Annotated in this window: 25 protein-coding genes, 1 tRNA gene and 1 pseudogene; 15 read left to right on the top strand and 12 right to left on the bottom strand. The window is 49.6% G+C overall.

Annotated features, from left to right (window positions below; translation table 11 throughout):
• Positions 1-11 precede the first annotated feature (11 nt).
• Entirely contained in the window at positions 12-782 is a 771-nt protein-coding gene (locus ABEB26_RS15280; protein ID WP_345722904.1) for a class I SAM-dependent methyltransferase, read from the top strand.
• A gap of 69 nt (positions 783-851) precedes the next feature.
• Here ABEB26_RS15280 and ABEB26_RS15275 read toward each other — a convergent pair whose 3' ends face one another.
• Together ABEB26_RS15275 and ABEB26_RS15270 are read right to left on the bottom strand one after the other, a co-directional pair.
• Positions 852-2,144, bottom strand: a complete 1,293-nt coding sequence (locus ABEB26_RS15275) for an MFS transporter (RefSeq protein WP_345722903.1) — start codon at positions 2,142-2,144, stop codon at positions 852-854.
• A 214-nt stretch (positions 2,145-2,358) separates the two neighbouring features.
• Complete coding sequence (locus tag ABEB26_RS15270; RefSeq protein WP_345722902.1) at positions 2,359-2,625, bottom strand: hypothetical protein; 267 nt, start codon at positions 2,623-2,625, stop codon at positions 2,359-2,361.
• A 367-nt stretch (positions 2,626-2,992) separates the two neighbouring features.
• On the opposite strand from ABEB26_RS15270, the gene ABEB26_RS15265 reads away from it, so the two are divergent.
• The 3 genes from ABEB26_RS15265 to ABEB26_RS15255 all read left to right on the top strand — a co-directional run bounded on the left by ABEB26_RS15265 (position 2,993) and on the right by ABEB26_RS15255 (position 5,444).
• Positions 2,993-3,283 (top strand): GlsB/YeaQ/YmgE family stress response membrane protein, encoded by a 291-nt coding sequence (locus ABEB26_RS15265; RefSeq protein WP_345722901.1) that lies wholly within the window; start codon positions 2,993-2,995, stop codon positions 3,281-3,283.
• A 239-nt stretch (positions 3,284-3,522) separates the two neighbouring features.
• A complete protein-coding gene (locus ABEB26_RS15260; protein ID WP_012192320.1) occupies positions 3,523-4,218 on the top strand; it encodes an SGNH/GDSL hydrolase family protein in 696 nt (231 codons plus the stop codon).
• 8 nt (positions 4,219-4,226) lie between these two features.
• On the top strand, positions 4,227-5,444 hold the full coding sequence (locus tag ABEB26_RS15255) for an MFS transporter (protein WP_345722900.1): 1,218 nt from the start codon (positions 4,227-4,229) through the stop codon (positions 5,442-5,444).
• 99 nt (positions 5,445-5,543) lie between these two features.
• On the opposite strand, the gene ABEB26_RS15250 is transcribed toward ABEB26_RS15255, so the two are convergent.
• Positions 5,544-5,617: transfer RNA gene (locus ABEB26_RS15250), tRNA-Gln, on the bottom strand.
• 210 nt (positions 5,618-5,827) lie between these two features.
• Here ABEB26_RS15250 and ABEB26_RS15245 point away from each other — a divergent pair.
• Positions 5,828-8,395, top strand: a pseudogene (locus ABEB26_RS15245) (lamin tail domain-containing protein); the annotation flags it as partial.
• A 760-nt stretch (positions 8,396-9,155) separates the two neighbouring features.
• On the opposite strand, the gene ABEB26_RS15240 reads toward ABEB26_RS15245, so the two are convergent.
• Positions 9,156-9,671, bottom strand: a complete 516-nt coding sequence (locus ABEB26_RS15240) for a MogA/MoaB family molybdenum cofactor biosynthesis protein (RefSeq protein WP_345722899.1) — start codon at positions 9,669-9,671, stop codon at positions 9,156-9,158.
• Positions 9,672-9,772: 101 nt separating this feature from the next.
• Here ABEB26_RS15240 and ABEB26_RS15235 point away from each other — a divergent pair, with 101 nt between their 5' ends.
• Together ABEB26_RS15235 and ABEB26_RS15230 are read left to right on the top strand one after the other, a co-directional pair.
• Positions 9,773-10,855 carry a DPP IV N-terminal domain-containing protein gene (locus tag ABEB26_RS15235; RefSeq protein ID WP_345722897.1) on the top strand — a complete coding sequence of 361 codons (1,083 nt, stop codon included), beginning with the start codon at positions 9,773-9,775 and terminating at the stop codon, positions 10,853-10,855.
• A gap of 4 nt (positions 10,856-10,859) precedes the next feature.
• Positions 10,860-11,501: an alpha/beta hydrolase gene (locus ABEB26_RS15230; protein WP_345722896.1), complete on the top strand. Its 642-nt coding sequence runs from the start codon at positions 10,860-10,862 to the stop codon at positions 11,499-11,501.
• 24 nt (positions 11,502-11,525) lie between these two features.
• Here ABEB26_RS15230 and ABEB26_RS15225 read toward each other — a convergent pair whose 3' ends face one another.
• Positions 11,526-12,605, bottom strand: a complete 1,080-nt coding sequence (locus tag ABEB26_RS15225) for a hypothetical protein (RefSeq protein ID WP_345722895.1) — start codon at positions 12,603-12,605, stop codon at positions 11,526-11,528.
• A gap of 262 nt (positions 12,606-12,867) precedes the next feature.
• On the opposite strand from ABEB26_RS15225, the gene ABEB26_RS15220 reads away from it, so the two are divergent.
• Positions 12,868-13,362, top strand: a complete 495-nt coding sequence (locus ABEB26_RS15220) for a Dps family protein (protein WP_345722894.1) — start codon at positions 12,868-12,870, stop codon at positions 13,360-13,362.
• Positions 13,363-13,436: 74 nt separating this feature from the next.
• On the opposite strand, the gene ABEB26_RS15215 is transcribed toward ABEB26_RS15220, so the two are convergent.
• Genes ABEB26_RS15215 through ABEB26_RS15195 form a run of 5 tightly spaced genes read right to left on the bottom strand, consistent with a single transcriptional unit; the run spans position 13,437 to position 16,717 of the window.
• Entirely contained in the window at positions 13,437-14,186 is a 750-nt protein-coding gene (locus ABEB26_RS15215) for a glycosyltransferase family 2 protein (protein ID WP_345722893.1), read from the bottom strand.
• 1 nt (position 14,187) lies between these two features.
• Positions 14,188-14,979 (bottom strand): zinc-ribbon domain-containing protein, encoded by a 792-nt coding sequence (locus ABEB26_RS15210; protein WP_345722892.1) that lies wholly within the window; start codon positions 14,977-14,979, stop codon positions 14,188-14,190.
• 11 nt (positions 14,980-14,990) lie between these two features.
• A complete protein-coding gene (locus ABEB26_RS15205; protein ID WP_345722891.1) occupies positions 14,991-15,506 on the bottom strand; it encodes a hypothetical protein in 516 nt (171 codons plus the stop codon).
• Between the two features lie 11 nt (positions 15,507-15,517).
• The gene (locus tag ABEB26_RS15200; RefSeq protein WP_345722889.1) at positions 15,518-16,039 is read right to left on the bottom strand and encodes a hypothetical protein; all 522 of its coding nucleotides are present in this window, start codon (positions 16,037-16,039) and stop codon (positions 15,518-15,520) included.
• Positions 16,040-16,066: 27 nt separating this feature from the next.
• Positions 16,067-16,717 (bottom strand): NUDIX hydrolase, encoded by a 651-nt coding sequence (locus ABEB26_RS15195; protein WP_345722888.1) that lies wholly within the window; start codon positions 16,715-16,717, stop codon positions 16,067-16,069.
• A 121-nt stretch (positions 16,718-16,838) separates the two neighbouring features.
• Between ABEB26_RS15195 and ABEB26_RS15190 the strand changes: the two genes are divergently transcribed.
• The 4 genes from ABEB26_RS15190 (at position 16,839) to ABEB26_RS15175 (ending at position 21,477) form a co-directional block, all read left to right on the top strand.
• The gene (locus ABEB26_RS15190) at positions 16,839-17,807 is read left to right on the top strand and encodes a GDP-mannose 4,6-dehydratase (protein ID WP_345722887.1); all 969 of its coding nucleotides are present in this window, start codon (positions 16,839-16,841) and stop codon (positions 17,805-17,807) included.
• 15 nt (positions 17,808-17,822) lie between these two features.
• Positions 17,823-18,893 carry a mannose-1-phosphate guanylyltransferase gene (locus ABEB26_RS15185; protein WP_345722886.1) on the top strand — a complete coding sequence of 357 codons (1,071 nt, stop codon included), beginning with the start codon at positions 17,823-17,825 and terminating at the stop codon, positions 18,891-18,893.
• Positions 18,894-18,968: 75 nt separating this feature from the next.
• Positions 18,969-19,949 carry a nucleotidyltransferase family protein gene (locus ABEB26_RS15180; protein ID WP_345722885.1) on the top strand — a complete coding sequence of 327 codons (981 nt, stop codon included), beginning with the start codon at positions 18,969-18,971 and terminating at the stop codon, positions 19,947-19,949.
• Positions 19,950-20,061: 112 nt separating this feature from the next.
• Positions 20,062-21,477, top strand: a complete 1,416-nt coding sequence (locus tag ABEB26_RS15175) for a phosphoglucomutase/phosphomannomutase family protein (protein WP_345722884.1) — start codon at positions 20,062-20,064, stop codon at positions 21,475-21,477.
• Positions 21,478-21,720: 243 nt separating this feature from the next.
• Here ABEB26_RS15175 and ABEB26_RS15170 read toward each other — a convergent pair whose 3' ends face one another.
• Complete coding sequence (locus tag ABEB26_RS15170) at positions 21,721-22,347, bottom strand: nitroreductase family protein (RefSeq protein WP_345722882.1); 627 nt, start codon at positions 22,345-22,347, stop codon at positions 21,721-21,723.
• Between the two features lie 220 nt (positions 22,348-22,567).
• On the opposite strand from ABEB26_RS15170, the gene ABEB26_RS15165 reads away from it, so the two are divergent.
• The 3 genes from ABEB26_RS15165 to pruA all read left to right on the top strand — a co-directional run bounded on the left by ABEB26_RS15165 (position 22,568) and on the right by pruA (position 25,582).
• Entirely contained in the window at positions 22,568-22,963 is a 396-nt protein-coding gene (locus tag ABEB26_RS15165) for a CoA-binding protein (protein ID WP_345722881.1), read from the top strand.
• A gap of 240 nt (positions 22,964-23,203) precedes the next feature.
• The gene (locus tag ABEB26_RS15160) at positions 23,204-23,950 is read left to right on the top strand and encodes an iron-sulfur cluster-binding protein (RefSeq protein WP_345722880.1); all 747 of its coding nucleotides are present in this window, start codon (positions 23,204-23,206) and stop codon (positions 23,948-23,950) included.
• A 78-nt stretch (positions 23,951-24,028) separates the two neighbouring features.
• The gene (gene pruA, locus ABEB26_RS15155) at positions 24,029-25,582 is read left to right on the top strand and encodes an L-glutamate gamma-semialdehyde dehydrogenase (protein WP_345722879.1); all 1,554 of its coding nucleotides are present in this window, start codon (positions 24,029-24,031) and stop codon (positions 25,580-25,582) included.
• 106 nt (positions 25,583-25,688) lie between these two features.
• On the opposite strand, the gene ABEB26_RS15150 is transcribed toward pruA, so the two are convergent.
• Positions 25,689-26,060: a response regulator gene (locus ABEB26_RS15150; RefSeq protein ID WP_345722878.1), complete on the bottom strand. Its 372-nt coding sequence runs from the start codon at positions 26,058-26,060 to the stop codon at positions 25,689-25,691.
• Between the last annotated feature and the right edge of the window lie 234 nt (positions 26,061-26,294).

The following is a 26,294-nucleotide window of genomic DNA, read 5'->3' as shown; positions in this document are numbered from 1 at the left end:
AGAGCTTGATTATGACCATGCGTCAGCAATTAACCCAACAATATGGCACCAGCAATAATCTGCAAGCCCGCATCGCGATTCACGAGCGATTTAGCACCAATCCCCAAGATTGGGTCGATTGGCTGTGGGATGTGATGCAATTGCCGAGTGAAGGCCGAGTTTTGGAGCTTGGCGGCGGCACTGGGCGTTTATGGCACGAGCATCGCCACGATTTGGGCCAGTTACAAATTAGCTATAGCGACCATTCTTTGGGTATGGTGCAAACTGCCAAAACCCAACTTGCCGATTTAGCACAATTGAATTTTAGCCAGATCGATGCCCATTATTTGCCATTTGCTGATGCCTCGTTTGATGTAGTGATTGCAAACCATATGCTCTATCACGTTGCCGACCAGGCACTGGCTTTGGCCGAAATTCGCCGAGTACTCAAACCAAATGGCACATTTTTCGCGGCAACCAATGGCAATCAGCATATGCACGAAATCAAAGAACTGATTCAAGCCGTCGATCCTAGCGCCGATGTTACGCCATTCAGTCTGAGTTTTACGCTCGAAAATGGCAAGGCCTTGCTACAAAGTCAATTCGAGCAGGTTGAAATGATCAAATTCGAAAATAATTTGGCCGTGACCGAGGTTGAGCCAATCGTCGAGTATGTGCGTTCGACTCAACGCCTAAGCGAGGAAAACTTGGCAGTTTGTCGTGAGTTGGTCAGCGAACAGTTAGCTGCCAATCAAGGTCTATTTCCAATTCAAAAAGCAGTCGGTTTATTTGTGTGTCGCTAAAATTAAGAACGCCATGATCGCCTGAAAACGATCACGGCGTTGTTACACGCCCCATTGCGTAGCTCCTACTTAGGCTTGTTCCTTCTGTGGAACCAAGGTCAACAAGGCTTTGGAACGCAAACCAAGTAACGCCGAAATCACACAGGCCAAGCCACCAATCCCAGTTGCGATCGGCGTGCCCCAATGTTCAGCCACAAACCCAGCCTGCAAACTCCCAACCAAGCCCAAGCCAACCAAGGTCATCACATAAAAGCCCATCACCCGTCCGCGCAAGCTGTCAATCGCGGTGGTTTGCAAAATCGTGTTGGCGGTAGCCAAAAAGCTGACCATCGAAAAACCGGTGAAGGTCATAATTGGTAAGGCCAACCAGAACGAGCGGTTGAAGGCCAACAAACAGATGCCTAGGCCAAAACCAAGCGCCCCATTCAGCAATAATTTGCGCCGATCAGTTTGGGCATTGGTGCGGGCAACTCGCAACGCGGCCAACAATGCGCCGATGCCATTCGCCACCATCATCGCACCCAAACGGGTTGAGCCTTCAGGGATAAGTGGTGTTTGCAAAATTTGGTCGGCAAAAATTGGCAGCAACGAGGTATAGCCAAAGCCCAAAATACTTGGCACCAGCACCAACACCAAAATGATGCGAATCAAGGGCGTTTGCAAGGAATAGCGTGCGCCATCCATAAAATCGTTCACCGATGAGCTGTCGCTTTTGCGTGGCGCTGGCGCAATCAAGCCCGTCATCATCATCAAGCCAATTAGCACAGCGATAAAACTCAAACCATTCAGCAAAAAGGCCCAAGCCAAACCAACCGCGCTCACCAACATTGCGGCAACGGCTGGCCCAATTGCCCGTGCACCATTGAAAATCGAGGCATTCAGGCCAATTGCATTCATCAGATCATCACGATTGCCAATCATTTCTGAGGTGAAGGCTTGACGCGCTGGCATATCAACGGCATTAACCACCCCATTGACTAGTGCTAAGGCTAACACATGCCAATAGTGCACACTATCGCTAAAGGTCAAAATTGCTAAAATCAACGATGAAATCATCGCGCCCATTTGGGCCCAAAACACCACCCAGCGCTTGGGATAGCGATCAACCACCACACCCATAAATGGCGAGAGCAAGAGCACTGGCAATGAGGTTAATGCGGCAACCGTGCCCATTGCAAAGGCTGAGCTAGTCAGTTGATAGACCAGCCATTGCAACGCCAGCGATTGCATCCATGAGCCAATTAGCGAAATAAGTTGACCAAACCAAAACAAGCGAAAATTGCGATGGTTCAACGCCCGAAACATATACGGCCATTGCCGTGGAATATGCAAAGTTTGAGCTAATGTGCGTTTTTCAAGCATCTGTCGGCTTCCTGTCTAAGCAGCAATAGGTTTATCATATCACGATATGCTAATTTTTGCATACAACTATTGAATGAATAACACCCCTATTATTCCTATTCAGGGGCTAGGCATGAGCAAACCCATGGCTGAATTGCTGCAACCATGGGTTCAATCTAGAAATGGTTATTTGCTAAAAAAGCTGGTTATTTGATTGAGGTAGCTGGGGAAATATTTAGGCTTCGCGGCGAGTCAGTAAAAAAACACCCAAGCCAACCACAAAACTAGCGATGGCCTTGCCCAAATCGCCTAGTGGCATATCGCCGCGCATTACGGGCACGCCCAGTGCTGCGCCCATCCATGGAAACCAAGCAGGGAGCACCAAAAGTCGCTTCAATCGGGCTGAAATACGCTCGTGCGTCCGAATCCAATGGACAGTGGCCAACCAGCCAATCACTGCCACCACTAAAAGAACGATGATAAAACTGCTTGATGAAGCCATGGGCAACCCTTTATCTATCTTGACAATAATCGTGCTATCTATTGTAACAAAGGCTGGGGCAAAAGATCGCCACTAATTGTCCTGTTTTGGTGAGAAGATGGTTAATCCTTAGGGGTAGTTAGGAAGGGCGGAAACCGCGAAGGGCACGAAGGCCGCTAAGTTGTTTTTAGCCATAGATTGCCACAGATTTGCCCGATTAGCTTCAGATCTCCCAACGTTTCATCCTTCACGCCGCGCTTTTGAGTTAATCCTAGCCTCTTTCACCTTCATCATTCATCATTCATCCTTACTCATGGCACAACATTTGCTTTTACAGAATAGCAGATGACAGATAGGATTATGAATATCACATTTAGGAGGGAAAATCATGGAATTTTCAGTTGTTGGCTTATTGTTGATGTTATTGATTGCGGCGGTTTGTGGTGCGGCTGGTCAAGCGATTGCTGGCTATAGCATGGGTGGTTTGTTGGCCTCAATTGGGGTTGGCTTTATCGGCGCATTGCTCGGCTCATGGTTGGCTGCCAATTTAGGTTTGCCCGAACTTTTGACTCTCGATATTGAAGGCAAGCCCTTCCCTATTATCTGGTCAATTATTGGCGCAACTTTGTTTGCCTTGGTAATTTCGTTTATGCGTGCTCCCCGTCGCCGTCGCATCTAAAAAAACCCGCTTAAACTAAAACAAACTTCAAGCGTTCTGTCGTCGTATGACAGGACGCTTTTTTGATCGCTACCAGAATGAGCGTTTGATGAGTTTAGGATTTGAAACGAACTGTCGTAATCCAAAAACTCGTTTTATGTCATGCTAAAAGTTGTCAAAAGTAGACGAGACCGCTATACTGCCGTATGTGATGTTTGCTGTGGATGCCGCAAATATCAACGTTTCGGCGGAGGTTCTGGATGGCTGGCCCGTTGGTTTTGCAAGTTGGTGATTGTACGGTTGCTTGTTCGTATGCATTGCCGCATCAGCGTGGCGATGCCTTGCTGCAAACCCGTTTGCGTAGCGTCTTTGCCGACGAAACGCTTGTCCATAATGAAGGCTTAGATGGTGAAGCAACCGAGGATTTTCTCAAACGCTATGATCGCACGATGGCTCGCTATCCCGAAATCGATCTGATTATTGTGCGGTATGGCGTGAATGATCGTAAACGCTATGGGATTGGGCCATTTGAAGCCAAATTGATCGAGCTTTGCGATTTGTTCGAGCGCGATTATCCCCAAGCCAAAATTATCTTGGAGACTGGTATTTACGTCGATTATCCAGCACATTATGCCTTTGATCGTAACTCCAAGCTTGAGCCAGTTTATCGGATGATTGCCAAACTTGCCCAGCAGCGTGGTTATGCGGTGGTCGATATTTTCGAGCGAATGAAACGCGAAACCCAACAAGGCAACTGGGATTTACGGGCGCGTGGTTTTGGCTCAGTCGATGAGGATTTTCCGGTATTGGGGCCAGCACTTGATCATATTCATGGCCATGATGTGCGTTGGTTTACCAATATTCACCCAAATATCCAAGGCATCCAAACGATTGTTGATGAAGAAATCTCCGTAATTACCCAAACCTGGCCAACTGGGTTGCGGGCAATAGCGTGAGGAGTATTATGCAGCAGGTTCCTTCGACGCATGTGCGTCATCCAATGTGGCCAATTTATCTCTGCGTTGCGGTTACTGCCCTTGGAATTGGGATCATCAACCCGTTGATTCCGCATTTGCTTGAACAAAATGGCGCTGATGAATTTATCGTGGGCTTGAGTACCAGCGTGATGTTCGCCAGCCTTGTGCTAACGGGCATGCCGATTGGTCGCACGATTGATAAATTTGGCATTCGACTATTTTTGATCGTTGGCTTAATTTCCTACACTGTTGCCATGCTCGCAATGCCATGGACAAATAATATCCCGCTCTTTTTTATGTGGCGGATTTTCGAGGGGATTGGCTGGTCGTGCGTTTGGACTGCCGCTGAAACCTATGTTAGCAGGGTTAGTTCGCCTGCGCAGCGTGGGCATAACACGGCAGTTTATGGAATGTCACTTGCCAGCGGTACAGCGGCTGGCCCAATTATTGGCACAGCAGTTTATGAATGGACCAAAAATCCTGTCCATCCATTTTTGGTAGCCGTTGCTGCGGCGATTGTGGCAACCGTAATTGTGGTATTGGTTGTACCAGAGCCACATGTGGCCCATACTGAGCATGAAAGCGGCGGCGTGAGCTTTAAAATCACCCGTCCGTTGATTTTGCCTTTGGCGATTGCCTTCCTCTATGGCTATGGCACGTTGTCGCTAGTTTCATTGCTGCCAACCCTCAACTACAGCAACTGGGAGCTTGGCACGCTGATTTCGGTAACCGTGATTGCCAACATCGTGGCCCAAGTGCCAATTGGGCGTATGCTTGATCGCTATGGCTATCGGCCATTGCTGATTGGCTCGTTATCATTGCTTTCGGCGGCAGCCTTGTTCTCGACCCTACACCCACCATTTTTGCTAACCCTATTTCTCGGGATGCTGCTAGGAGCGTTCGCTGGAACGCTCTACCCGATTGGTTTAGCAGTGTTGGCGGCACGGGTTCCCCCAGCCAAATTAGGCGGTGCAAGCGGTATGTTTACCGTTTGTTATGGACTTGGCAGTTTTGTTGGGCCAGCGTTAACTGGTGGCGTTATGGCCATGGTTGGCGATAAACATAGCGATCAAGCGCTGTTTGGCACGATTGGCTGTTTGGTGCTAGCCCTCTTGGGCTTGATGATGACTGGAATTGATCGGGTCAATGTCAAAGAGGAGCATCCGGTCAGTGTGGCTTCAAGCGGCATCAAGCCACCAATGTAGTTATGTTGAAGCTTCAAAGGCTGGCAATACGCCAGCCTTTTTTGTTAGGCCAAAATATCAAGGTTAAACAAAAAACTCAGCAAAATTGCTGAGTTTTGTTGGCTGGCGGACCAGGATTCGAACCTAGATAAACAGTGCCAAAAACTGTTGTCCTACCTTTAGACGATCCGCCATCACCGAGTTATCTTCAACGTTTCCGTTGACTTTGATAGTATAGCATAGTTGCTCATTTTTTGCAAATCGGACGAAAGTCGTAGATTTATAAGCTGCCAGTCATTGCAAAACTTGGGTCGAAATTGCTCACTTGGACATGCCAAAAAATCCTCACTTGTGTATCTAAGTAGGGCAATCTTGGCTTTTGGTGTTCCAATTGCGAGGCGGCTATGCAGCGATTTGTTTGGCTATTGATGGTGCTTGGTTGGCTCTGGCCACAACCAATGCTGGCTCAAACCAGCCCAACCCAAGTGGTGCTCAACGAATTTTTGGCGATTCCAAGCAGCGGCAGCGAATTTGTGGAGTTATACAATCCAACCACAACCATCATCGATTTAAGCGGTTGGGCGGTTGATGATATCGAAGGTGGCAGCAGCCCCAAAATCTTGCCAACTCCCACGCTGCTTGCGCCAAACGATTGGTTAGTTGTGTCACTGAGCAACGTGTTGAATAACAGTGGTGATCAGGTGCGTTTGCTCGATCCTACGGGCCAGATTATCGATCAGCACAGCTACACCAGTGCCAGCCAAGGCCTGTCGTGGAGCCGCATGCCCGATGGCACTGGCTCATGGCAAGCAGCAACCACGCCAACCCCAGCAAGCGCCAATAGCCAAACCACACCAACCTCAATTCCAACCAACACGGCTACAACCGTTCCACCTAGTACAAGCACAGCTACAAATCAACCAAGCCCAACCCCAACCCCAGCAACCCAAACAGCAACTCCAATTTCAGTGCCAACCCAAACCCCAACCGCCACGCCAAATCCAACACAGATTCGAATCAACGAATTGATGGCAGCGCCAAGCAGTGGCAAAGAATGGGTTGAGCTATACAACGCTGGAGATCAGGCGATCGATTTGCAAGGTTGGCAACTTGATGATGCCGTTGCTGGAGCCAACCCAATCCTGCTTGAAATGATTATTCAGCCAACAAGTTGGCTGGTAATTTCAATGACCAATGTTTACAACAATAGTGCTGATGATGTGCGGCTGTTTGATTCAACAGGCCAATTGATCGATGCTTTTAGCTATAACACAACTATCAGCAACCGTACTTGGGCCAGAATTCCCGATGGCACGGGGACGTGGGCGACGAATCGAGCGCCAAGTTTAGGCCAAAGCAATCCGGCTGATTTACCAATTGTACCCACTCACGCGCGAATTGTGCTCAACGAAGTGATGAGCCAACCCTTGACTGGCACCGACTGGATTGAACTCTACAACCTTGGCCCTGAATCGCTTGATTTGCAAGGCTGGAAAATTGACGATCAGCTTGAGGGCGGCGGCGCAGCCCAAACCATCCCACATTCAACCATCATCAGCCCCAATTCATTCTTGGTGATTCCGGTTGGTACGCTGTTGAATGCTGAAATCGATAGCGTTCATTTGATTACCAATCAAGGCATTATCACTGATAGCCTTGATTACGCCAGCAGTCTGAGCAACCGCACTTGGAGCCGTTGGCCTGATGGGGTTGGCCCATGGCAAGCAGCTTCACGCGCCACCCCAGCCAGCAGCAATCGCCAAAACCCTAGCCTTGAACCGCATCAACTCCTGATCAATGAGGTCTTAGCATGGCCACACACTGGCGAGGAATTTGTCGAGTTATATAACGCTAGTAGTGTTGCAATCGATTTGAGTGGTTGGTGGCTTGATGATCAGGCCAATGCGGGAGGTACGCCAATTCGGATCGCCGACGATAGCTTGATTGAGCCACGTAGTTGGCACACCATCTACAGCAGCAATCTGTTTAATGATAACGGTGACATAGTGCGTTTGCTGGATTATCGTTTGCAAGAATATACAGTTTGGAGTTATAGCTCAGCCTTACCAGGTTTGTCGGCTGGGCGTTGGCCTGATGGTGGTTTGAATTGGCACAACGGCATGCGAGCCAGCCCTAATTATCGCAATCGCGAGTTAGCAGCAATTCCCATAGGCCTTGTGATCAACGAAATTTCGCCGCTAGGCAATGAATGGATCGAACTGTATTCAACCAATGCTCAAACGCTCGATTTGAGTAGTTGGAGCATTAGCGATGATTCGGGCACAACAATCAGAATTGCTGCGAATACCCAGATTAGCCAAGGTCAATTTTTAACAATCACGTTAAGTAGCTTGCTCAACGATAGTGGCGATAGCGTCGAACTAGCTATGGCCGATGGTCGGGTAGTTGATCGATTGAGCTATACCAAACCACTAGCAAGCACCACTTGGAGCCGTATTCCCGACGCTGAGAGTTGGCAAAATAATGCTCCAGCCACGCCCAACCAGCCCAACCGTGCGCCGCAACCAACCGCCATATCAGCAATCAAAACGCCTAAACCAACGAGTACAGTAAAACCAACCAGCACACCCAAAGCCACTGCCAAGCCAAAAACTGCCAAACCCAAGCCGACTGCTCAGCCAACCATCGCCTTGCAAGCTAACTATCCATCACTGCAGATTAATGAAATTCTGCCAGCACCCCGGGCCATCGATTGGAATGCTGATGGCGAAACTAATAGCAGCGATGAATGGATTGAACTGTATAATCCAAATAATGTTCAGGTTGATTTAACTGGTTGGCAGTTGGATGATACAGCTGATGCAGGCTCGCGACCATGGCGCTTCCCCGCTGGAATGCGCATCGCCTCCCAAGGGTATCTGGTGATTTTTGCCAGCCAAAGCAAACTAAGCCTCACCAATACTGGCGAAGAGGTGCGTTTGCTCCAACCAAATGGAGTAGTAATTGATCAGGTTAGCTATGCCAAATTGGATTATGATCAAAGTTGGGGCCGGCATCCAAGCAACCAACAATGGCAACTTTTTGCGCAACCCAGCCCGCAGCAAGCTAATAATCCTGTACAGTCCCAACCCACCAAAACCATGAGTTTAGGCCAAGCCCAACAAGCACCCATCGATAGCCAAGTTGTGGTTGAAGGCGTAGTCAGTGCAGAACTTAATTTGTTCCGCCAACGGGCGTTTTATCTGCAAGATGCCAGCGCCGGAATGTTGGTATTTATCAGCAATAACGTCGCTTTGCCTCAATTACGTCAAGGAATGCACCTGCAAATTCAGGCCAAAGTTGGCAGTTATCATCAAGAGCCACAGCTGATTGTGGCTGATGCTGATGATCTCAAAATTATTAACAATCAAGTCAATTTAGTCATTCATAGACCGAAGAAGCTAGAACAAGCCAATCTTGGGCAGTTGGTTAAATTGCCATTACGCTATAAACAACGCCACGCCGATAGTTTATTAGTCGAGTTTGGATCTCAGACCTTGCAAGTGCGCTTGGCGCAAGGCCAAAACTTGCCTCAACTGCCAACATCAACTCAATTAAACGTCACTGGAATTGTTAGCCGCTACGATGATGTTTGGCGTTTACAAGTGCGTCACGTTACCGATTTGGGCTTGCCGCAACGCTTGCCTGCGACCAGCCAACCAAACCTGCCAATACTTTGGGTTTGGCTGATTGGCTTGTTTGGGCTTGGTTGGCTGGTTCGGGGTTATGGCATTACTGGCGGGCTATTTCCCAAACGAGGTGTTTTAGTTCAGGCAAAATCAACGATTGCATGGCCAAACGCACCGCTCCCGACGAGCCAGGCATACAAAAAACCAAGGTTCGGCCAGCGATACCCGCGATCGCACGTGAAAGCATGGCTCCTGCGCCAATTTCGTTGTAGGAAAGCATACGGAAAATTTCGCCAAACCCCGGCAATTTTTTATCGAGCAACGGGGCAATCGCCTCAATCGTGGCATCGCGGCGGGCAATCCCAGTGCCGCCATTGGTTAAAACAGCGTCGCAATCGCTCCGCGCAATACACTGTTGCACAAACTCAGCGACCTGATCAGGTTCATCGGGAATAATTCGATATTCGACAACTTCAAAGCCTGCGGCAGTTAATAATTCATGGGTCAGTGCGCCACTCTTATCGGTTTCGCTGGTGCGCGTATCGCTAATAGTAATAATTGCGCAGCGCACTGGTGCTTGATGTTGCGCCGCTGCCTCAGCATGATCATTGTAGCCCATACGACCTCCTTCACTAAATCGGGCATTCTGCCTATCGTAGCGCATTTGCTCAAAGCTGGCTATAGGGTGATAATCAAGCCAAGTATGCCCAAGGAGTCGTCATGGATCAGATAGGTCGTCGAACTGTAACTAGTTTATCAGTAGGCTTGGTAGCGATCGTAATTTTGCTGGTCACGATTGGCCAACAGCCCAGCGCAGGCCAAGTTTCCAACCCTAATTCAAATCAAGCTCAAGTTAATGGTATTTTGTTTTTGCGCAATCCTGCCCAGCAAGCTGAATTGTGGCGTTCGGATGCCAATGGTCAAGGGCAGCAATTACTTGTGCCGCAAGTTAGCGATTACAGCCTTAGCCCCGATGGGCGCAAAGTCGCCTATGCCACTCAAGCCGAAGCCCAACCAAGCCGCATCGAAATGTTTGATCTGACCCAAAATCAGGTGATTACCAGCACTGGCTCAGCCGATTGGACTGGCTACACGCCAAATTGGTCGCCTGCTAATGGAGTAATTGTCTATGAACGGCGCACAATTAGTGCTGGCGGAGTTGGTTCGCCTAAACTTTGGTTGATGCAGCCCGATGGAACTCAAGTTAGCCCCGTTGTCAAAGGCGGCGATGTTGTCACCTTCGGCGCACATTGGTCGAATGCTGGGCGCTTGTTAGGCTTTACCGATCCATTGCGTAACGAATTGGTCTTATTCGATTTTAGCGATGTGTTGCGGCGCATTCCATTTAGCGGCGATTTTGATTGGTCGCCTGATGATCAGCGCTTGGTAATTAGTGTGTTGCGGGAGTCGCAAGCAGGTTTTCGCAACGAATTAATCGTATTTGATCTGGCAACTGAGCAACAAACGCCTTTAACTAGCCAAACCGATACCGATGATTTTACGCCAGTTTGGTCGCCTGATGGCACGAAAATCGCCTTTGTGCGCCGCACCCGTGAAGTACCTCGTGGCGAAATTTGGGTTGTTAATGCTGATGGTAGCGAGCCACGGGCAATTACGGCGGGCGGCGGCTACGATAATGTTGATCCACAATGGACTCCCGATAGTCAACAATTGCTCTGGACGCGCTTAACCGTGGGTTCAGCAAACGTACCCTCGGCAATTTGGACGGTTAATTTGGCTGAAAATTCGGAGCCTCGGGTGCTGATCGAAAATGCCACCCAAGCTCGTTGGATCGTTGAGTAATCCCATGCAAACATCAATTCATTTTCTTTCTGCCGATGGCAGCACCTTACTTGAGGGCAAATGGCTAGCTCCAAGCCAATCGACACAAATGGTTGCTGTATTGGCGCATCATTTTCCGCCAATGTCGAATATGGATCAGCGGGCGATTTTTGCAACCTTCAAAGTGTTGCGCGACCGTGGTTGGGGGGTTTTACGCTACAACTCACGCGGGGTTGGCCAAAGCCAAGGCGAATTTAGTGGCGGCCCAGGCGAAGCTCTCGATTTGCAAGCAGCCTTGACCGAAGCGCGGCAACGTGCACCGCAGGCCAAAATCTGCTTAATTGGCTGGTCGTTTGGAGCACAATTGGTATTACGGGTGATGGCCAACGACCCAACGATTCGGGCAACCGTGGCAGTTACGCCCAACCCTGTTGGATTACAGGAGAGTGCTCAAGGCCAACATGGGCCGTTATTGGCAATTGTGGCCGAGCGCGATCAATTTTTCGATTTGATTGAAACCCGCACGGCGTTTGAACAAGCAACTGAGCCAAAAACCTGGCATTTGCTCAAATGGGCCGATCATTATTATCTAACCCGTGAAGATGAAGTAGGGCAATTCACAGTCGATTGGCTCGAACAGGCATTAAATAACAACACGGAGCAGTAAATTGCTCCGTGTTATTCAATCAACCTAGACTAAGGTACGCCAGCGCTCCACATATGGGCTGCGCTCAATCCAGAGTGCGCCCGCCCAAACGCTGTATAAAAGAATTGCTGCGATGGGAATTGTCTCGAGGGGAATCTCCGGCATGAGGGTGATTTGGTAACTGATCAATGCCCCTGCATAGAACATAATCAAGGTTCCTATTGCAGCAACCAAAGCATTTACCCGATAGGTGATACCAATATCAATTGCTAAGGCTGTACCAATCATAAATAATGGGACAAACGATGGTGGAAACTCAATGCCACGCAAAATGTAGAACGAGACAACCCGATAGAGCAAATAGCTGCCTGCTACCAGAGTTGCTGTCCAGCGCCCACGCATAACCAAACGAGCAGCCAAAAGCACCAAAACCAACGAGGTAATCAGCCACAGTGGATAGAGCCATGTTGGCACTGGAATCGCTAGCCGAGCAGGATTAGCTCCTGCTTCGAGCAACAATTCGGCATCAGCATAGGGCTTGCCAATGTTGATAGCCTCGATTGCAATTACACCATACTCTTGTTGACCTAAGGGAAACAAGAAATCTTCGAGCAAAAAGGCCCAAAAGCCAATCCCAAAGACTGTTTTAATTGAGCTTTCGGGAGTGAGCAGTAACCAGCCACGTAACACACCCAACAACATCACCGCCGTGCCAAGATACAATAAGGCATGAGTTGGACTCCAACTGGTAATGTCGAGACCAAATAAACGGTGGTTAATCAAGTCGAGCGGAATTGCAATCAGAAAGATCGAAATCCCCGCCTGCATCAAGCGCAAGGTCAGCCGATCAACCCCATAACCTGTCCAGGTATGGAACATCACCAGCATAATCACGATAATCGTGCCAACCGTATTGATCATATGCGGTGGGGCTAGATCATCGCGTAAAAAGCGGAAGTGCCAAGCCACATCCCAGCCCGAACCCATCAATTTGAGCACAAATGCAAACAACCAAATGCCATAAATGGTGTGCAGCGCCCGCGTATTTGTCGGGCGTAGTGGTTGCCCTGGTGAACTGTAGGTTTGCCAAAGCGGCATCACATAGCGGTCAAGATACTGGCGCATACGTGGACCCTTTCTGAATTAAAACGTGTTGAGATTCTCTCTGCATCGACGTTTACAGCGGCGCGGTTGTTGCAGATCCAACAACCGTAAAAGACGTTAATCAAGGTGTAAGCATTGATGGGCTTATTCTAGGGATTGATTAAAGGCTTGTCAATCCCTTGCAACGCAAGGTGTCATGAATCGGATTCATAATCTCAATTTCATGGCACATCATCTGCAATGCTATTAATCGAAAATCGTTGTTTGAAGGAGCAAAAGTAAAATGGATAAACGTTTAAAAACCCCAACTGACTTAGATGCAAAAGCGACTGGCCCAGTCATCGAGGCACTCAACCGCAGCTTGGCCAATTCGTTTGCCCTATATATGAAATACAAAAATTTCCATTGGCATTTGACTGGTCGCCATTTTCGCGATTTGCATTTGATGTTCGATGAGCATGCTAATCAGATTTTTGCCACAACCGATATTTTGGCCGAACGCGCTCGCCGCATTGGGGGCACATCGTTGCGCTCAATCGGCCATATCAGCGAACTGCAAACGATTGATGATAATAATGCTGAGTTTGTTGAGCCAGCAAACATGCTAACTGAGTTGGTTGGCGATAATCAAACCTTGGTAAAAAACTTGCGCAAAGCCCATGACGTAGCCGATAAGGCCAATGATGTGGCCACCGCCAGTGAGCTTGAACCAATGATTGATCAGACCGAAAATCGAGTTTGGTTTCTTTTTGAACTTTCTCAAGAAACCAAAGGTTAAGTAAGCGAGCGAAGACATTAACAATGATGTCAAGTCAAGAATGGGCTGGGGCAATTTCCCCAACCCATTTTGATTTAAGCCCCATGTTTGGCTAAGGCGAGGTACATTTTAAACTCATACCAGCCCAGCACCAAGGCCAAAAGCATACCCAACCAGCCATCGCGATAGCCACCCCAAGTGATATAGCGCCGCCAAATTGCTCGCAACGGCTGCAAAATATAGTTTTGGGGCTTGACGCGCACGCCATTGCGATAGAGCGTGGCGGCCTCGGCTTGGGCATAACGCTGCTGTTTTTCACGCAACTCGGCCCACGATTCAATATTGATATGTTCAAGATGTTGGGTTAACTGGCCTTCGCTGCCATCCAATATCACCAATTCATGCACCAAGCGCGTGGTGTCATACTGGGCTTTGCTGCGTTGTAATAGACGTAGCTGATAGTCGGGATACCAACCGCCGCCGCGCAACGCTCGCCCCCAATAGCGATTGAAGCGCGGAATCCAATAGCCGACATGGCTTGATTGGCCTTGCAACAGCTGGCGAATTTCATGCTGTAAGTTGGGAGTTACCCGCTCATCAGCATCTAAAAACAACACCCACTCGCCTCGGCATTCGGCCAAAGCCCGATTGCGCTGCGCCGGAAACGACTCAAACATCGCTTCGACCACACGTGCCCCAGCTTGAGCACAAATTTCAGCGGTGCGATCGCGGGTACGGGGGTCGAGCAAAACCACAATCTCAGCCGCCAGATTGCCGATTGAGGCCAAAGCGGCCCCGATATGGCGCTCTTCATCGCGAGCAATAATTGCAACAGATAACAACATATTAGCGTGGCTGCTTCTTACGAATCAAAAAGGCAATGCTTGCAACCAATGCAGCCGCAGCACTAACCGTCATGAGCAGCAAACCCGAACCTGCTTGATCGATATCTTCGCTGACTGCTGCACCAATCAGTAATAACCCTGTAATACCTAAAACAAATAAACTTGGCAGAATATTTAGGCCGCCCCAGAGGTTACGGCGTTTGATAAAAGCCATGATACCGAGCAATAGCATAAGCCCAGCTCCAGCCGGAACACCATACACAAATATTGCCGCCCCGTCACTTACCACATCTTGCGCATATTGAGGATCAAGCATTTGCAATAGGCTAATATTTGTACCACTAATTACAATTAATGGCAGAAAAATACCAATCAAGATTGCCAAGGCACTCACAATCATTAGAATTGCAGGAATGCTGCCATTGGCGGCGGGAATCGCCGCATAGCCCGCTTGATTGGGCACTGCATAACCCATCGGCACTTGGCCATAATTTGCTGGCGGCATCTGGCCATACTGTTGAGGTTGGCTAAAGCCTTGTTGCGAGTAGGCATTGGATTGGGCTGGTGGGCCATAATTCGGTTGAACTGGCGCTGGTGGGCCATAATTTGGCTGCGCGGCTGGCACTTGCGCCGGATTAATCGCTTGAGTTTTATCAACTGGACTAGTCATTGGTGGCAAGTTGGACAAGGCCATGGTTTTATCCATGGCGGCAGGTTGAGTGATTGTCGCGCCACACGAGGTACAAAAACGGCTGCTATCAGCCACAGCGGCGGAACATTGAGGACATTGCATTGCGGTTCCTTTCATTTTCTGGTCAAGAATTGAAACATCAGGCTTGAGGTCGTCAAGGTAAAACTACCAAATAAGCCAATCCAAAGGCCAAACCCAGGGCTATAGCCAGAATCGTTGAATAAGATGCCAGCCCCAAAGGTTGCCAAGATTGCCACGCCAGCCATGCCACACAGCAGTGTACCCATGGCCCAACGCCGGTTTTTGGTAATCATGCAACTAATGCTACCCAACAATGCCAGCAAAGCCACAATTCCATAGCCATAACTGAGGCTTGCCCATAAAACTGGCCATTCAATGCTCGGTTGGCTGATACTGGTAAGCATACGAAAACTTTGACTATCGCTGGCGCGTTGAGCTATGCCTAAGCCGAGTGCGGCCAGCATCAGGATCGCATCTAAAAACATTGAAGAGCCAAATGCCTGGAGGCTGATACTGTTTTGTGCTTGGCGCAACCTGAGCGATTTACCGCAATAAGGGCAATTATCACTCACCATCGGCATCGTCATGGCGCAGTGTGGACATTGCATCGCTTCCTCCTTTAAGTGTTATTTGGCCTTGTTCGACTAAAATGGCGAACCAAAAAACCGCTGATGAGGACTCCTAATCCACCAACAAGTAGCACCCAAAATCCCAACCCATAACTTGCTCCATTGATCTTAGTTTTGAAGACAACACGCACACAAACTAAACTGAAACTCGCGACTGAAGTCGCAAGCGTTGCCCAGCCCGAATGTAAAGCAAAGAAACATCGAAGCCCACAAATGAAAGCTATAACACCAATTCCAACGAGGGTGTATCCCATTAATCTCCAACGTTCGGGCCACGGCGCAAGTTGGTTACGCATGAAGGTATCAATAAGTTTAAATGCTTGATCACTTTGGTCAATTTGAAGTAAGGGCAAGAATATTGCAAGCAAAATCAGGCTCGCAGCAATCATCATAGCGAACCCAAGGTTTTGAGGTTGGAACAAACCTTGGCCTGATTTGACTAATTTTTGCTCGCAATAGGGGCAACTATGCCTAGGAACCGGAACGGCCATGGTACAGCGTGGACATTGCATAAATGTTTACTCCTCTCGTTGCCTCATTTAGGCTTGAAAATAATTCCAAATAACTCGATGTGGCACAGCTCGAAAACGGCCCCAATCTTGCCAATTGCCAGCAATTTCGTGATCTTCGCTGCCGCTCAAGCTTTCGAGCTGGCTAGCAAGGGTTGGCAGATCGTTCACCTGAGGAAAGCCAAAGGCCGCGACTTGCTCCGATTCATCGACTGCCCCCAATGTGCCACCCAATTCGCGCAGCAAAAAGGCAAAGGTATAAAACGTGGGCGTTGGGCTGGTGGTTGGGCGATAACTGACCGCCGCCAAAAAGCGCTCAACCTGCACATCAAGCCCGGTTTCTTCGGCGGTTTCGCGCAATAACGCCTCATAGACTGGCTCATCGTAATTGATCCCACCAGTCAATAAGCGAAAAGCCTCAGCCGGATAATAGGCCTTCCGCGCACTAATCAGGCTGCCATCGGGTCGTTGCACGACCATACAAACTTCGCCATAGCGGTCGGCTTTGCCAAAGGGTGCAAAGAGGCCTTGGACAACAAGCGCCTGCTCAGCGGCAGTAGCCGGATACTGACCATCGGGCACAATCAAGGCCACTTGATGCAAACGGGGCATGCCAAAACGAGCGACTAAATCGGCTAATTCGGCGCTAACCGCAATCGGAAGGTGAAATTGCTCGAACATTCAACGATCTCCAGCACAAATATCCAAAAAACCATCCTCAGTATAGAAGATTAAGCCACCCATGCGAATAGGCATAAACAGCTTCTTGCCAACAATCTCAACTCGCAGTATAGTGCGGGCTATGACACGAGCATTAATTACTGGCGCTAATGGCTTTGTTGGCCAACATCTTGTTCGCTATTTGCAGCAAGCAACGACTTGGGAATTATGGGCTTTGGGGCGTGAAGCCCACCCACAACTTCCAACGGTGCTGGCTGATCTGCTTGATCGTTCGGCGGTAGCAACGGCGGTGGCAAATGCAGCTCCTGATGTGGTGGTGCATTTAGCGGCCCAATCGGCGATTCCCCAATCGTTTCGTGATCCCGCTGGGACATTTAATATCAATGTACTCGGCCAATTGCACCTGTTTGAAGCGATCAAGTCGGCTCAACTTGATCCAATTGTGTTGGTGGTTGGCTCGAATGCGATGTATGGCATGGCCCATCGTTCAGGCTTGCCCGCCGACGAAAACACCATGCTTTGCCCAGCTGATCCGTATGCTGTTTCCAAGGCAGCCCAAGATTTGCTGGCGGGGCAATGGTGGTATAGCCATGGCCTGAAGGTGATTCGTGCTCGGCCATTTAACCATACTGGGCCTGGCCAACGGGCTGATTTTGTTGTGCCAGCCTTTGCCCACCAAATTGCTCGCATCGAAGCAGGCTTGCAGCCGCCAGTGATTCAGGTTGGCAACCTTACGCCGCAGCGCGATTTTAGCGATGTGCGTGATGTTGTGCGGGCCTATCATCTGCTGCTTGAACGAGCGCAGCCTGGCGAAATTTATAATATTGGCGTAGGTCAGAGTGTCTCAATTCAGTCAATTCTTGATCGCCTCATTGCACTCAGTGGCCAAACGATCACGGTCGAAGTTGATCCTCAACGCTTGCGTCCAGTTGATGTGCCAATTGTGGCGTGCGATGCTAGTCGCTTGCGCAGCCAAATCGGGTGGGAGCCGCAGTATCGTCTTGATGATACGCTGAGCGATATTCTGAATGAATGGCGCGGCCACGTCGCAACCGAGCAAGAGAGAGTTGGTTCCCACATTAACCAATAACAGAGGATTAACTATATGGATATTTTAGTGCTTGCTGGGGGTACTGGCTCGCGATTGTGGCCGCGTTCACGTCGTACCAAGCCCAAGCAATTTTTACCCTTGCTTTCAAATCGCACCATGCTGCAAGAAACTGTCGATCGAGTACGGCCTTTGATCGAAGAGGGTCGGGTGTTCGTGGTGACTGGCTCGGATTACGAGGAATTAATTCGTGAGCAGTTGAGCGATATTCCGCGCAATAACGTTATTTTAGAGCCGAGTGGCCGTGGTACAGCTTCGGCGATTGGCTTGGCGGCAATTCATATGCGCCGCTCAGCTCCCGATGCAGTAATGGCGGTCCTGAGCGCTGATCACTTGATTTTACGCAACGAAGCCTTTCGTCAAGCGCTGCAAGCCGCCGAAGTTGCTGCTCGCGAAGGCTATTTGGTGACGCTTGGGGTCAAGCCATCATTTGCCAATACAGGCTACGGCTATATTCAATGTGGCGAATTGATCACCGAAGCTCATAATCATAAAATTCATCGGGTGCAGCGGTTTGCTGAAAAACCCGATCAAGATACTGCTGAGCGCTATCTGGCCAAAGGTAATTATTTCTGGAACGCTGGAATTTTCGTTTGGCAAACCAAAACCTTCCTTGATGCGATTGGCCGCCACATGCCCGAATTGCGCAACCAACTCAATCAAGTGCAAGCCTCGTTTGGCAAATCGCGCTACCACGATACTCTAGCCCACGTCTGGGAGAACGTCGAAAATATCACCGTCGATTATGGGATTATGGAGCGTGCGCCGAACGTCGCGGTTGTGCCAGTTGATATTGGCTGGAGCGACGTTGGCGATTGGCACACCCTGACCACCTTGATGAGCGACGACGATTCGGCCAATGTGGTGATTGGGCCGCACGTCGAGGTTGATACCAAATCGACCTTGATTTACAGCGATTCAGGCCGCATGATCGCCACAATTGGCCTTGATGGCTTTTTGGTGGTCGATACTGGCGATGCCTTGCTGATTGCCCCACGTGATCGCGCCCAAGATGTCAAGAAAATTGTCGATCAATTGCGGACTGAAGGCCGCAATGATGTATTGTAAGTTATAATTGAAGGGCACGGCAGCAGGTGGTTAGCGATAACCAAACCACTGCCGTGCTTTTATGAAAGCAGTTGTATGCGTGCAGTTATTTTAGTTGGCGGATTAGGCACACGCCTACGCCCATTGACCAATCAACTCCCCAAGCCACTTGTACCGATTGCTGGCGAAGCGTTGATGAGCCGAACCTTGCGGCGTTTGGGCAACCAAGGGGTGCGCCATGTGATTTTGGCAGTGCAATATTTGGCCGAGCAATTTTTGGCTGCCTATGGCGATGGCACAGCCTTTGGGCTAGATTTGCAGATTGTCCAAGAGCCAGAAGCTCTGGGCACAGCTGGCGCAGTGCGCTACGCCCTTGAGCAAACCAATTTGCTTGAGGCTGGGCCGATTTTGGTGCTGAACGGCGACGAATTGACCGATTTTGATGTGGCCCAACTTTGGCAAGCTCATGCCCAATTTGGCGGTGTTGCTACGATTGCCGTGCGCCAAGTGGCCGATACCTCAGCCTTTGGCGTAGTTGCCAGCGATCAAAATCAACGGGTTTATGCCTTCCAAGAAAAACCTGTTGCTGGCACTGCCCTCGCCAACACGATTAATAGCGGAGCCTATGTATTTGAGCCAGCGGCGATTGCCCAGATTCCCACTCAAGGCTTTGCCATGCTCGAACGCGATCTCTTCCCCAGTTTGCTAGCGGCTCAAGCCCCGATTTATGCCTATCAACACAACGCCTACAGCCAAGATATTGGCACATTGGCAGGCTATTTAGCGGCCAACGCAGCGGTATTGCTCGGTCATTTACCATATGAAACGGTGCATGGCATACAATATGCAGCAGGAGTGTGGGCTGCGGCTGATGCTCAAATCAGCCCTAGCGCCCAATTAATTGCCCCGATTATGCTTGGCAGCGGCTGTGTGGTGGGTGAGCATGCCCGACTTGAACGGGTGATCGCATGGGATCGTGTTACAATTGAAGCCGCTGCAAACCTAAACAATGTCGCCATTGCCAATGATGTGCACGTTGCCCACCATGCAACTGTCGAAGGTCTCGCGCTTGGTTAATATCATTCAACCCCATTCAAATTTTTGAACGCTATTTCGTTGTATTGACGAGCGATCGTCAGCAATCTCTATTCATGGGAAACCAATTTCAATCGCAAGCTCAGGAGCGTGTATGGCATCAGCAATCAAATTTGGCACCGACGGTTGGCGAGCAGCGATCGCCGAAGAGTATACCTTTGACAATGTGCGAATTGTCACCCAAGCCGTCGCGGATTATCTGCATGAGTCGGGCTTGGCCCCGCGCGGGTTGGTGGTTGGCTATGATACTCGTTTCGGTTCCGAGCGCTTCGCCGCCGCCACCGCCGAGGTGCTGGCTGCCAACGGAATTCATGTCTATTTAACTGAAAAAGCGACTCCTACGCCGGTGGTTTGTTGGAGCATTTTGTGCAAAAAGGCTGGTGGAGCCTCAATTATCACTGCTTCGCACAACCCACCCAGCGATAATGGCTATAAATATAAACCCGAATATGCTGGTTCAGCCTCGCCCGAAGTAATTGCCCGCTTGGAAGATCGTTTGGAGAAAGCGCCAGTTAAACGCATGGCGCTGCGTGAGGCCGAAAAACAAGGCTTGGTTGAACGGATCAACGGCACGCCCGATTATGTGGCGCAGATCAAGCAAATGGTCGATCTTGAGGCAATCAAACGTGAGGGTTGGACGATCATCAACGATGCAATGTATGGGGCTGGGGCTGGTTTCTTGCCACTCTTGCTTGACGGTGGTCAAACCAAAGTTGTGCCAATCAACGATACGCGCAACCCCTTGTTCCCGGGCATGCGTTCGCCCGAGCCAATCGACGACAATTTAACCAAGCTCAAAAATGTGGTTAAGCAAAGTGGAGCCTTCGCGGGCTTGGCCTACGACGGCGATGCAGATCGGGTTGGTTTGGTCGATGAAAAAGGTAAATTTGTTGATCAGCTACGGGTTTTTGGCTTACTGACCTATTATTTATTAGAAGTTAAAGGTTGGCGCGGCCCCATCGTTAAGTCGCTTTCAACCACCTCGATGGTTAATCGTTTGGCTGAGCTTTACAATGTGCCAATTTACGAAACTCCGGTTGGCTTCAAGCATATCGGCCCCAAGATGATCGAATCACACGCAATTATTGGTGGCGAAGAATCAGGTGGGTTTGCCTTTGCCAAGCATTTGCCGGAACGTGATGGGATTTTGTCGTCGTTGCTGTTGCTCGATTTGTTCTTGAAGCGCGGCAAAACGCCCAGCGAAACCATGGAAGAATTGTTCAGCAAAGTTGGGCCACATTTTTATGATCGTTTGGATATTACTTATCCTGCTGAGCAGCGCGATACGATTCTCAAGCGAGTTGATTCAGCCCGCCCCGATGCCTTAGCTGGCTTGACGGTGAATTCGATTACAACCCAAGGCGGCTACAAATATCACCTGCAAGATGGCAGTTGGCTGTTGATTCGCTTCTCGGGCACTGAGCCATTGTTGCGCATTTACACCGAAACCCGCTCACCAGAGTTGGTCGAAAAATTGTTAGCCGAGGGCCGTGTGATCGCTGGCGTATAGGCATTGATCCACGAAGAGCAGGAAGCATAATTTGGAATGAAACCACGAAGGACACGCAGATCGCTAAGTTTAGTTAAGTGATTTTTGGCATTTATCCAAATTCTAAGAGTCCAACACAACCAACATTCGAGTTCTTCGTGTCCTTCGTGGTTAAAAACTCCCTGAACTCCGCTACCTAAATTCCAAACTAAAAAGGCCAAAGCGTAATGCTCTGGCCTTTTGCTTTATTGGTTCAAACCAAACTTAGTCAACGAATTGGGTGATTTTCTCGACAGCGTGGCGATGGTGTGGGTAGCCTTCTTCAGCAGCAACGCCCAAGGCAACCAACCCTGCCAATTGAACGTGCGCAGGCAAGCCCAAAATTTCTTTGACTTGCGCTGGGTCAAAGCCCAACATCAACGAGGTGTCGTAGCCCAATGAGCGAGCGGCCAATGAGAGATAGCCAAGGGCGATATTGGTTTGACCCAAACCCCAAGCTTCTTTTTCTTCGGGGCTGCGTTGAGCAAATGCACCCAAAATACCATCGATCGCCCCTTGGCGTTGTTCGGCTGGCACGCCTGGGTGAATCACATCGGCGAGGGTATCAAGGGCTTCGGCGGTATTGCTATAAACGGCAATTACCACTGGAGCGCTACCAACTTGGCCTTGGCCATAAGCAGCAGCTTGCAGTTTGTTTTTGACTTCTTGGTTGCGCACTGCGACAAAGCGCCATGGTTGAATGTTCCAAGCTGAAGGAGCTTTGCCAGTCAATTCCAAGATGGTGTTGAGATCGGCTTGGCTTACTTGATCGCTGGTATATTTACGAACTGAGCGGCGGCTTGAAATGGCTTCGGCGACGCTCAAGGTATTGTTAACGGCTGGCTGAGTCATTGGTCTAAGCTCCTAGAAAATAGTGCAGCGCTGACGTTTGGGCTGCGTTTGCTGTATCTGTAACTATGATAATTACATATTGTCCTTGAATTGATCTATCGGCGTGTCCTTTGGCTCGTCCCAAGGGGTGTTATTGCCGTCCTAATCCTTGGCAATTTCGGGCAAGCTCGCCTTTTTGGGGTACAATCCTTGCGATACATGTTGGTTATAAGGAGGAATTATGAGCGATATTAAACAACTGTTGAGCAGCGCTAAAACAATAGCTGTAGTCGGCCTGAGCAACAAGCCCGATCGGGCGAGCTATGGCGTAGCTGAATATATGCAACGGGCGGGCTATAAAATTATTCCGGTCAATCCGGTGCTCAAAGAGCCAGTGCTTGGCGAGCAACCAGTTGCATCATTGAGCGATATCAAAGAGCCAATTGATATTGTCGATATTTTTCGCCGCGCCGAAGATGTGCCGCCAGTGGTCGAAGAAGCAATTGCGGTTGGCGCAAAAGCAATTTGGATGCAACTCGGGATTGTTAATCACGAAGCTGCCGCCGCTGCTGAAGCCGCTGGCTTAGAGGTTGTCATGGATAAATGTATTAAAGTCGAGCATATGCAACAGTTGTAGTTGTCGGGGATCGGTTGTTAGGGGTTGGGGATCGGATTTTGACCCAGAGAGTAGCTAGGAGTCAGGGGCCAGCAGTCAGGGATCAGGATTGAGCGTTTTGGCCCCTGATTTCTGACTACGGCCCCCTTGTTCTTCGTGTATTTCATGTAAGAATCCCCACGCCTATCTGATACCTAGTCCCTCATTCCTGACCCCTCGTGACTCCTTGCATAAGCCCCGATCTTCTCGGATAATGCTGCTATGCAAACAGTTATACTTGATCAGCAACAATTGAATCAACATTATGGCTTGCTGACTGTCGCCTCGCCGCAACTAGCCAGTGCTCAGCCTAGTCAATGGGCGATGCTGCATCATGGGTTAAGCAACGACCCACTTTTGCGCAGTCGGGCTTGGATTATTGCGACCAATCGCAGTAGCACCGCCACCTTGGCCTTGGATTTACAAGACCCGTTATTGGCGAGTATTGCCCGTTTGCCCAAAGGCTTTGAGCTTGATTGTCTTGGGCCACTTGGCCGACCGCTCAGCAGCGAAGGTCAAAAAGCAACCTTGTTGATTGCTGAGGGTAATGCAATTTACAGTTTGTTGTTGTATGCCCAACGGGTAACCGAAACTGGCTCACCAGTGTTGCTTTTGGCAAGTGCCAACGATGAAATGCGCGTACCGCCGTTTGTGCTCCCAGCTGAGATCGAATACTTGGCGACCACCGACGATGTACTTGATTTACTCGAAAGTAGCGCCAAACTTGATGCTCCATTGGTTTGGGCCAATCGCTTGCTAGCCGCTGGCAGCCTAGATTTGGCCAGTCGTTTGAGCCAACGGATTCGGCGTGAACGCTATGCTTGGCAACAAGGTTTTGCGGCGTTTATCGTCGATCAAGCCTACCCCTGCGGCATTGGCATGTGTGGGGGGTGCTGGCAACCTACCCGGCAACAGCCAAAATTGCTGTGTAGCCATGGGCCAGCGCTGGATTTGCGTGAATTGGCCTAACTTAAGCTAAGCAATTTCGTATAGAATATCCACAATCTGATCCAAATAAGCAATGGCGCTTATCGCTAGGAGATGTACATGTTACCCGAGTACCGCAACGAACCGTTTGTCGATTTCAGTGTGAAAGCCAATGCCGATGCGATGCGCACGGCACTGAGCAAAGTTGGCGATGAATTAGGGCGTACTTATCCGCTTCTGATTGGTGGCGAACATATCGAACTGGCTGATACATTTGATTCACTGAATCCGGCCAAGCCAAGCCAAGTTGTCGGCAGTTTTGCCAAGGCAACGGTTGAGCATGCCAATCAAGCGGTGGAAGTTGCCGCCACGACCTTCGAATCATGGCGCAGCGTCGCGGCAGAAGAACGCGCCCGCTATTTGTTCCGCGCTGCGGCAGTGATGCGCCGCCGCAAGTTTGAATTTATGGCGTGGTTGGTGTATGAAGTGAGCAAAAGTTGGGCTGAGGCCGATGCTGATGTGGCCGAAGCAATCGACTTTATGGAATATTATGGTCGTCAGGCAATTAAGTTTGGTGGCCCGCAACCAGTCGTCGCTTACAACGGCGAGGAAAATGAATTACGTTATGTGCCGCTCGGCGTGACTGTGGTGATTCCACCATGGAACTTTGCCTTGGCGATTATGGTCGGCATGACCACCGCTGCAATTGCTGCTGGCAATACGGTAGTGTTGAAGCCAGCCTCGGCCTCGCCTGCAATTGCCGCCCAATTTGTACGCTTGTTGGTTGAAGAAGCTGGTTTGCCCGATGGGGTGGTTAATTTCGTGCCTGGTTCAGGCGGCGCAATGGGCGATGCCCTGGTTGATCACGCCAAAACCCGCTTGATCGCCTTCACTGGCTCGAAAGAAATTGGCTTGCGGATTTTCGAACGCTCAGCCAAATTGCAAGCTGGCCAAATCTGGCTCAAACGCACCATCTTAGAAATGGGTGGCAAAGATGGGATTGTAGTTGATGAAACTGCCGATCTCGATGCTGCTGCCGATGCGATTGTGGCCTCAGCGTTTGGCTTCCAAGGCCAAAAATGCTCAGCCTGTTCGCGGGCAATTATCGTCGAGAGCGTTTATAGCACAGTCTTGAAAAAGGTCGTTGATCGCACCAAAAAGCTGACCATGGGCAATCCCACCGATCCCAAGCACCATCTGGGCGCGGTGGTTGACCAAAAAGCCTTCGACAAGATTCGCGAATATATTGAAATTGGCAAGAGCGAAGGTCGCTTGATGCTTGGCGGCGAAACAGGCGATGGCTCAGAAGGCTATTTCATTCCGCCAACGATTATCGCCGATATTGCCCCCGAAGCTCGGCTCTCCTTGGAAGAAATTTTCGGGCCAGTCTTGGCATTTATCAAAGCCAATGATTGGAAGCATGCCTTGGAAATTGCCAATAACACCGAGTATGGCTTAACTGGAGCAGTGTTTAGTCGCTCACGCGAACGGCTGGAAGAAGCTCGCCGCGATTTCCATGTGGGCAACTTGTATTTCAACCGCAAGTGCACGGGCGCGTTAGTTGGGGTGCAGCCATTTGGTGGCTTCAACATGAGCGGCACCGACTCGAAAGCTGGCGGCCCCGATTACCTCTTGTTGTTCACCCAAGCCAAAACCATCACCGATCGCTTCTAAAAAACGCATGGCAGCATGGAGTTGATCCATGCTGCCATGTTTTGGCAATAAAAAAGCCCGATTATTGCTCGGGTTTCATGCCGACACCCCACTCATCATCACGCATTTAGGCTACTTGCAAGACTAATTGCGCAATCACCCCGCGAAGTTTAGCAAAATCCAATGGTTTTAAGAGATATTCGCTACAACCAGCTGCCATAGCTTGGGTACGATAATCGTTGCCACCAAAGGCCGTCATGGCAATAATTGGCACATGCTTGGTGCTGGTATTGGTGCGTAGCTGTTTAGCAACGGTTAAACCATCGATCCCCGGCAAGGCTAAATCCAATAACACCAAAGCTGGGCGAACTACAGGTATCTGCTTCAGGGCTTCACTACCATTGTGTGCCCCAACCACCGTATACCCATCAACCTCAAGTAAACGCGCGAGAATAATGTGAGTGTCTGGTTGATCATCAACTATAAATAAACAAGCCATACCTGCTCCAGTGTCCGTAGAGGTATGAAATCTCGATCGATGCTTCGACAAAACACTCATTGGACAATAGGAATTGAGTCCCTGATTGGGTAGTTCTTTAATTAGCATGCAGGGTAACATAGATAGATATGACTGGCAAGCCTAAAATGTATAAAAAAACTTAATTTTTTCTGAAAAATAAGTTCGGCTCGATTAACCACGACCTAGCCTGCTAGCTAGCTTGGTCGATTAATT

Origin of the sequence: Herpetosiphon gulosus (assembly GCF_039545135.1) — a bacterium.
GTDB classification, from domain to species: Bacteria; Chloroflexota; Chloroflexia; order Chloroflexales; family Herpetosiphonaceae; genus Herpetosiphon; species Herpetosiphon gulosus.
This window is presented reverse-complemented; position numbering and strand designations above follow the sequence as displayed.

What these genes read in the sequence shown, in the direction of transcription:
- ABEB26_RS15280 (WP_345722904.1), top strand. Translation starts at nt 12, where the DNA reads ATGACCATGCGTCAGCAATTAACCCAACAATATGGCACCAGCAATAAT.
- ABEB26_RS15275 (WP_345722903.1), bottom strand. Translation starts at nt 2,144, where the DNA reads ATGCTTGAAAAACGCACATTAGCTCAAACTTTGCATATTCCACGGCAA.
- ABEB26_RS15270 (WP_345722902.1), bottom strand. Translation starts at nt 2,625, where the DNA reads ATGGCTTCATCAAGCAGTTTTATCATCGTTCTTTTAGTGGTGGCAGTG.
- ABEB26_RS15265 (WP_345722901.1), top strand. Translation starts at nt 2,993, where the DNA reads ATGGAATTTTCAGTTGTTGGCTTATTGTTGATGTTATTGATTGCGGCG.
- ABEB26_RS15260 (WP_012192320.1), top strand. Translation starts at nt 3,523, where the DNA reads ATGGCTGGCCCGTTGGTTTTGCAAGTTGGTGATTGTACGGTTGCTTGT.
- ABEB26_RS15255 (WP_345722900.1), top strand. Translation starts at nt 4,227, where the DNA reads ATGCAGCAGGTTCCTTCGACGCATGTGCGTCATCCAATGTGGCCAATT.
- ABEB26_RS15240 (WP_345722899.1), bottom strand. Translation starts at nt 9,671, where the DNA reads ATGGGCTACAATGATCATGCTGAGGCAGCGGCGCAACATCAAGCACCA.
- ABEB26_RS15235 (WP_345722897.1), top strand. Translation starts at nt 9,773, where the DNA reads ATGGATCAGATAGGTCGTCGAACTGTAACTAGTTTATCAGTAGGCTTG.
- ABEB26_RS15230 (WP_345722896.1), top strand. Translation starts at nt 10,860, where the DNA reads ATGCAAACATCAATTCATTTTCTTTCTGCCGATGGCAGCACCTTACTT.
- ABEB26_RS15225 (WP_345722895.1), bottom strand. Translation starts at nt 12,605, where the DNA reads ATGCGCCAGTATCTTGACCGCTATGTGATGCCGCTTTGGCAAACCTAC.
- ABEB26_RS15220 (WP_345722894.1), top strand. Translation starts at nt 12,868, where the DNA reads ATGGATAAACGTTTAAAAACCCCAACTGACTTAGATGCAAAAGCGACT.
- ABEB26_RS15215 (WP_345722893.1), bottom strand. Translation starts at nt 14,186, where the DNA reads ATGTTGTTATCTGTTGCAATTATTGCTCGCGATGAAGAGCGCCATATC.
- ABEB26_RS15210 (WP_345722892.1), bottom strand. Translation starts at nt 14,979, where the DNA reads ATGCAATGTCCTCAATGTTCCGCCGCTGTGGCTGATAGCAGCCGTTTT.
- ABEB26_RS15205 (WP_345722891.1), bottom strand. Translation starts at nt 15,506, where the DNA reads ATGCAATGTCCACACTGCGCCATGACGATGCCGATGGTGAGTGATAAT.
- ABEB26_RS15200 (WP_345722889.1), bottom strand. Translation starts at nt 16,039, where the DNA reads ATGCAATGTCCACGCTGTACCATGGCCGTTCCGGTTCCTAGGCATAGT.
- ABEB26_RS15195 (WP_345722888.1), bottom strand. Translation starts at nt 16,717, where the DNA reads ATGTTCGAGCAATTTCACCTTCCGATTGCGGTTAGCGCCGAATTAGCC.
- ABEB26_RS15190 (WP_345722887.1), top strand. Translation starts at nt 16,839, where the DNA reads ATGACACGAGCATTAATTACTGGCGCTAATGGCTTTGTTGGCCAACAT.
- ABEB26_RS15185 (WP_345722886.1), top strand. Translation starts at nt 17,823, where the DNA reads ATGGATATTTTAGTGCTTGCTGGGGGTACTGGCTCGCGATTGTGGCCG.
- ABEB26_RS15180 (WP_345722885.1), top strand. Translation starts at nt 18,969, where the DNA reads ATGCGTGCAGTTATTTTAGTTGGCGGATTAGGCACACGCCTACGCCCA.
- ABEB26_RS15175 (WP_345722884.1), top strand. Translation starts at nt 20,062, where the DNA reads ATGGCATCAGCAATCAAATTTGGCACCGACGGTTGGCGAGCAGCGATC.
- ABEB26_RS15170 (WP_345722882.1), bottom strand. Translation starts at nt 22,347, where the DNA reads ATGACTCAGCCAGCCGTTAACAATACCTTGAGCGTCGCCGAAGCCATT.
- ABEB26_RS15165 (WP_345722881.1), top strand. Translation starts at nt 22,568, where the DNA reads ATGAGCGATATTAAACAACTGTTGAGCAGCGCTAAAACAATAGCTGTA.
- ABEB26_RS15160 (WP_345722880.1), top strand. Translation starts at nt 23,204, where the DNA reads ATGCAAACAGTTATACTTGATCAGCAACAATTGAATCAACATTATGGC.
- pruA (WP_345722879.1), top strand. Translation starts at nt 24,029, where the DNA reads ATGTTACCCGAGTACCGCAACGAACCGTTTGTCGATTTCAGTGTGAAA.
- ABEB26_RS15150 (WP_345722878.1), bottom strand. Translation starts at nt 26,060, where the DNA reads ATGGCTTGTTTATTTATAGTTGATGATCAACCAGACACTCACATTATT.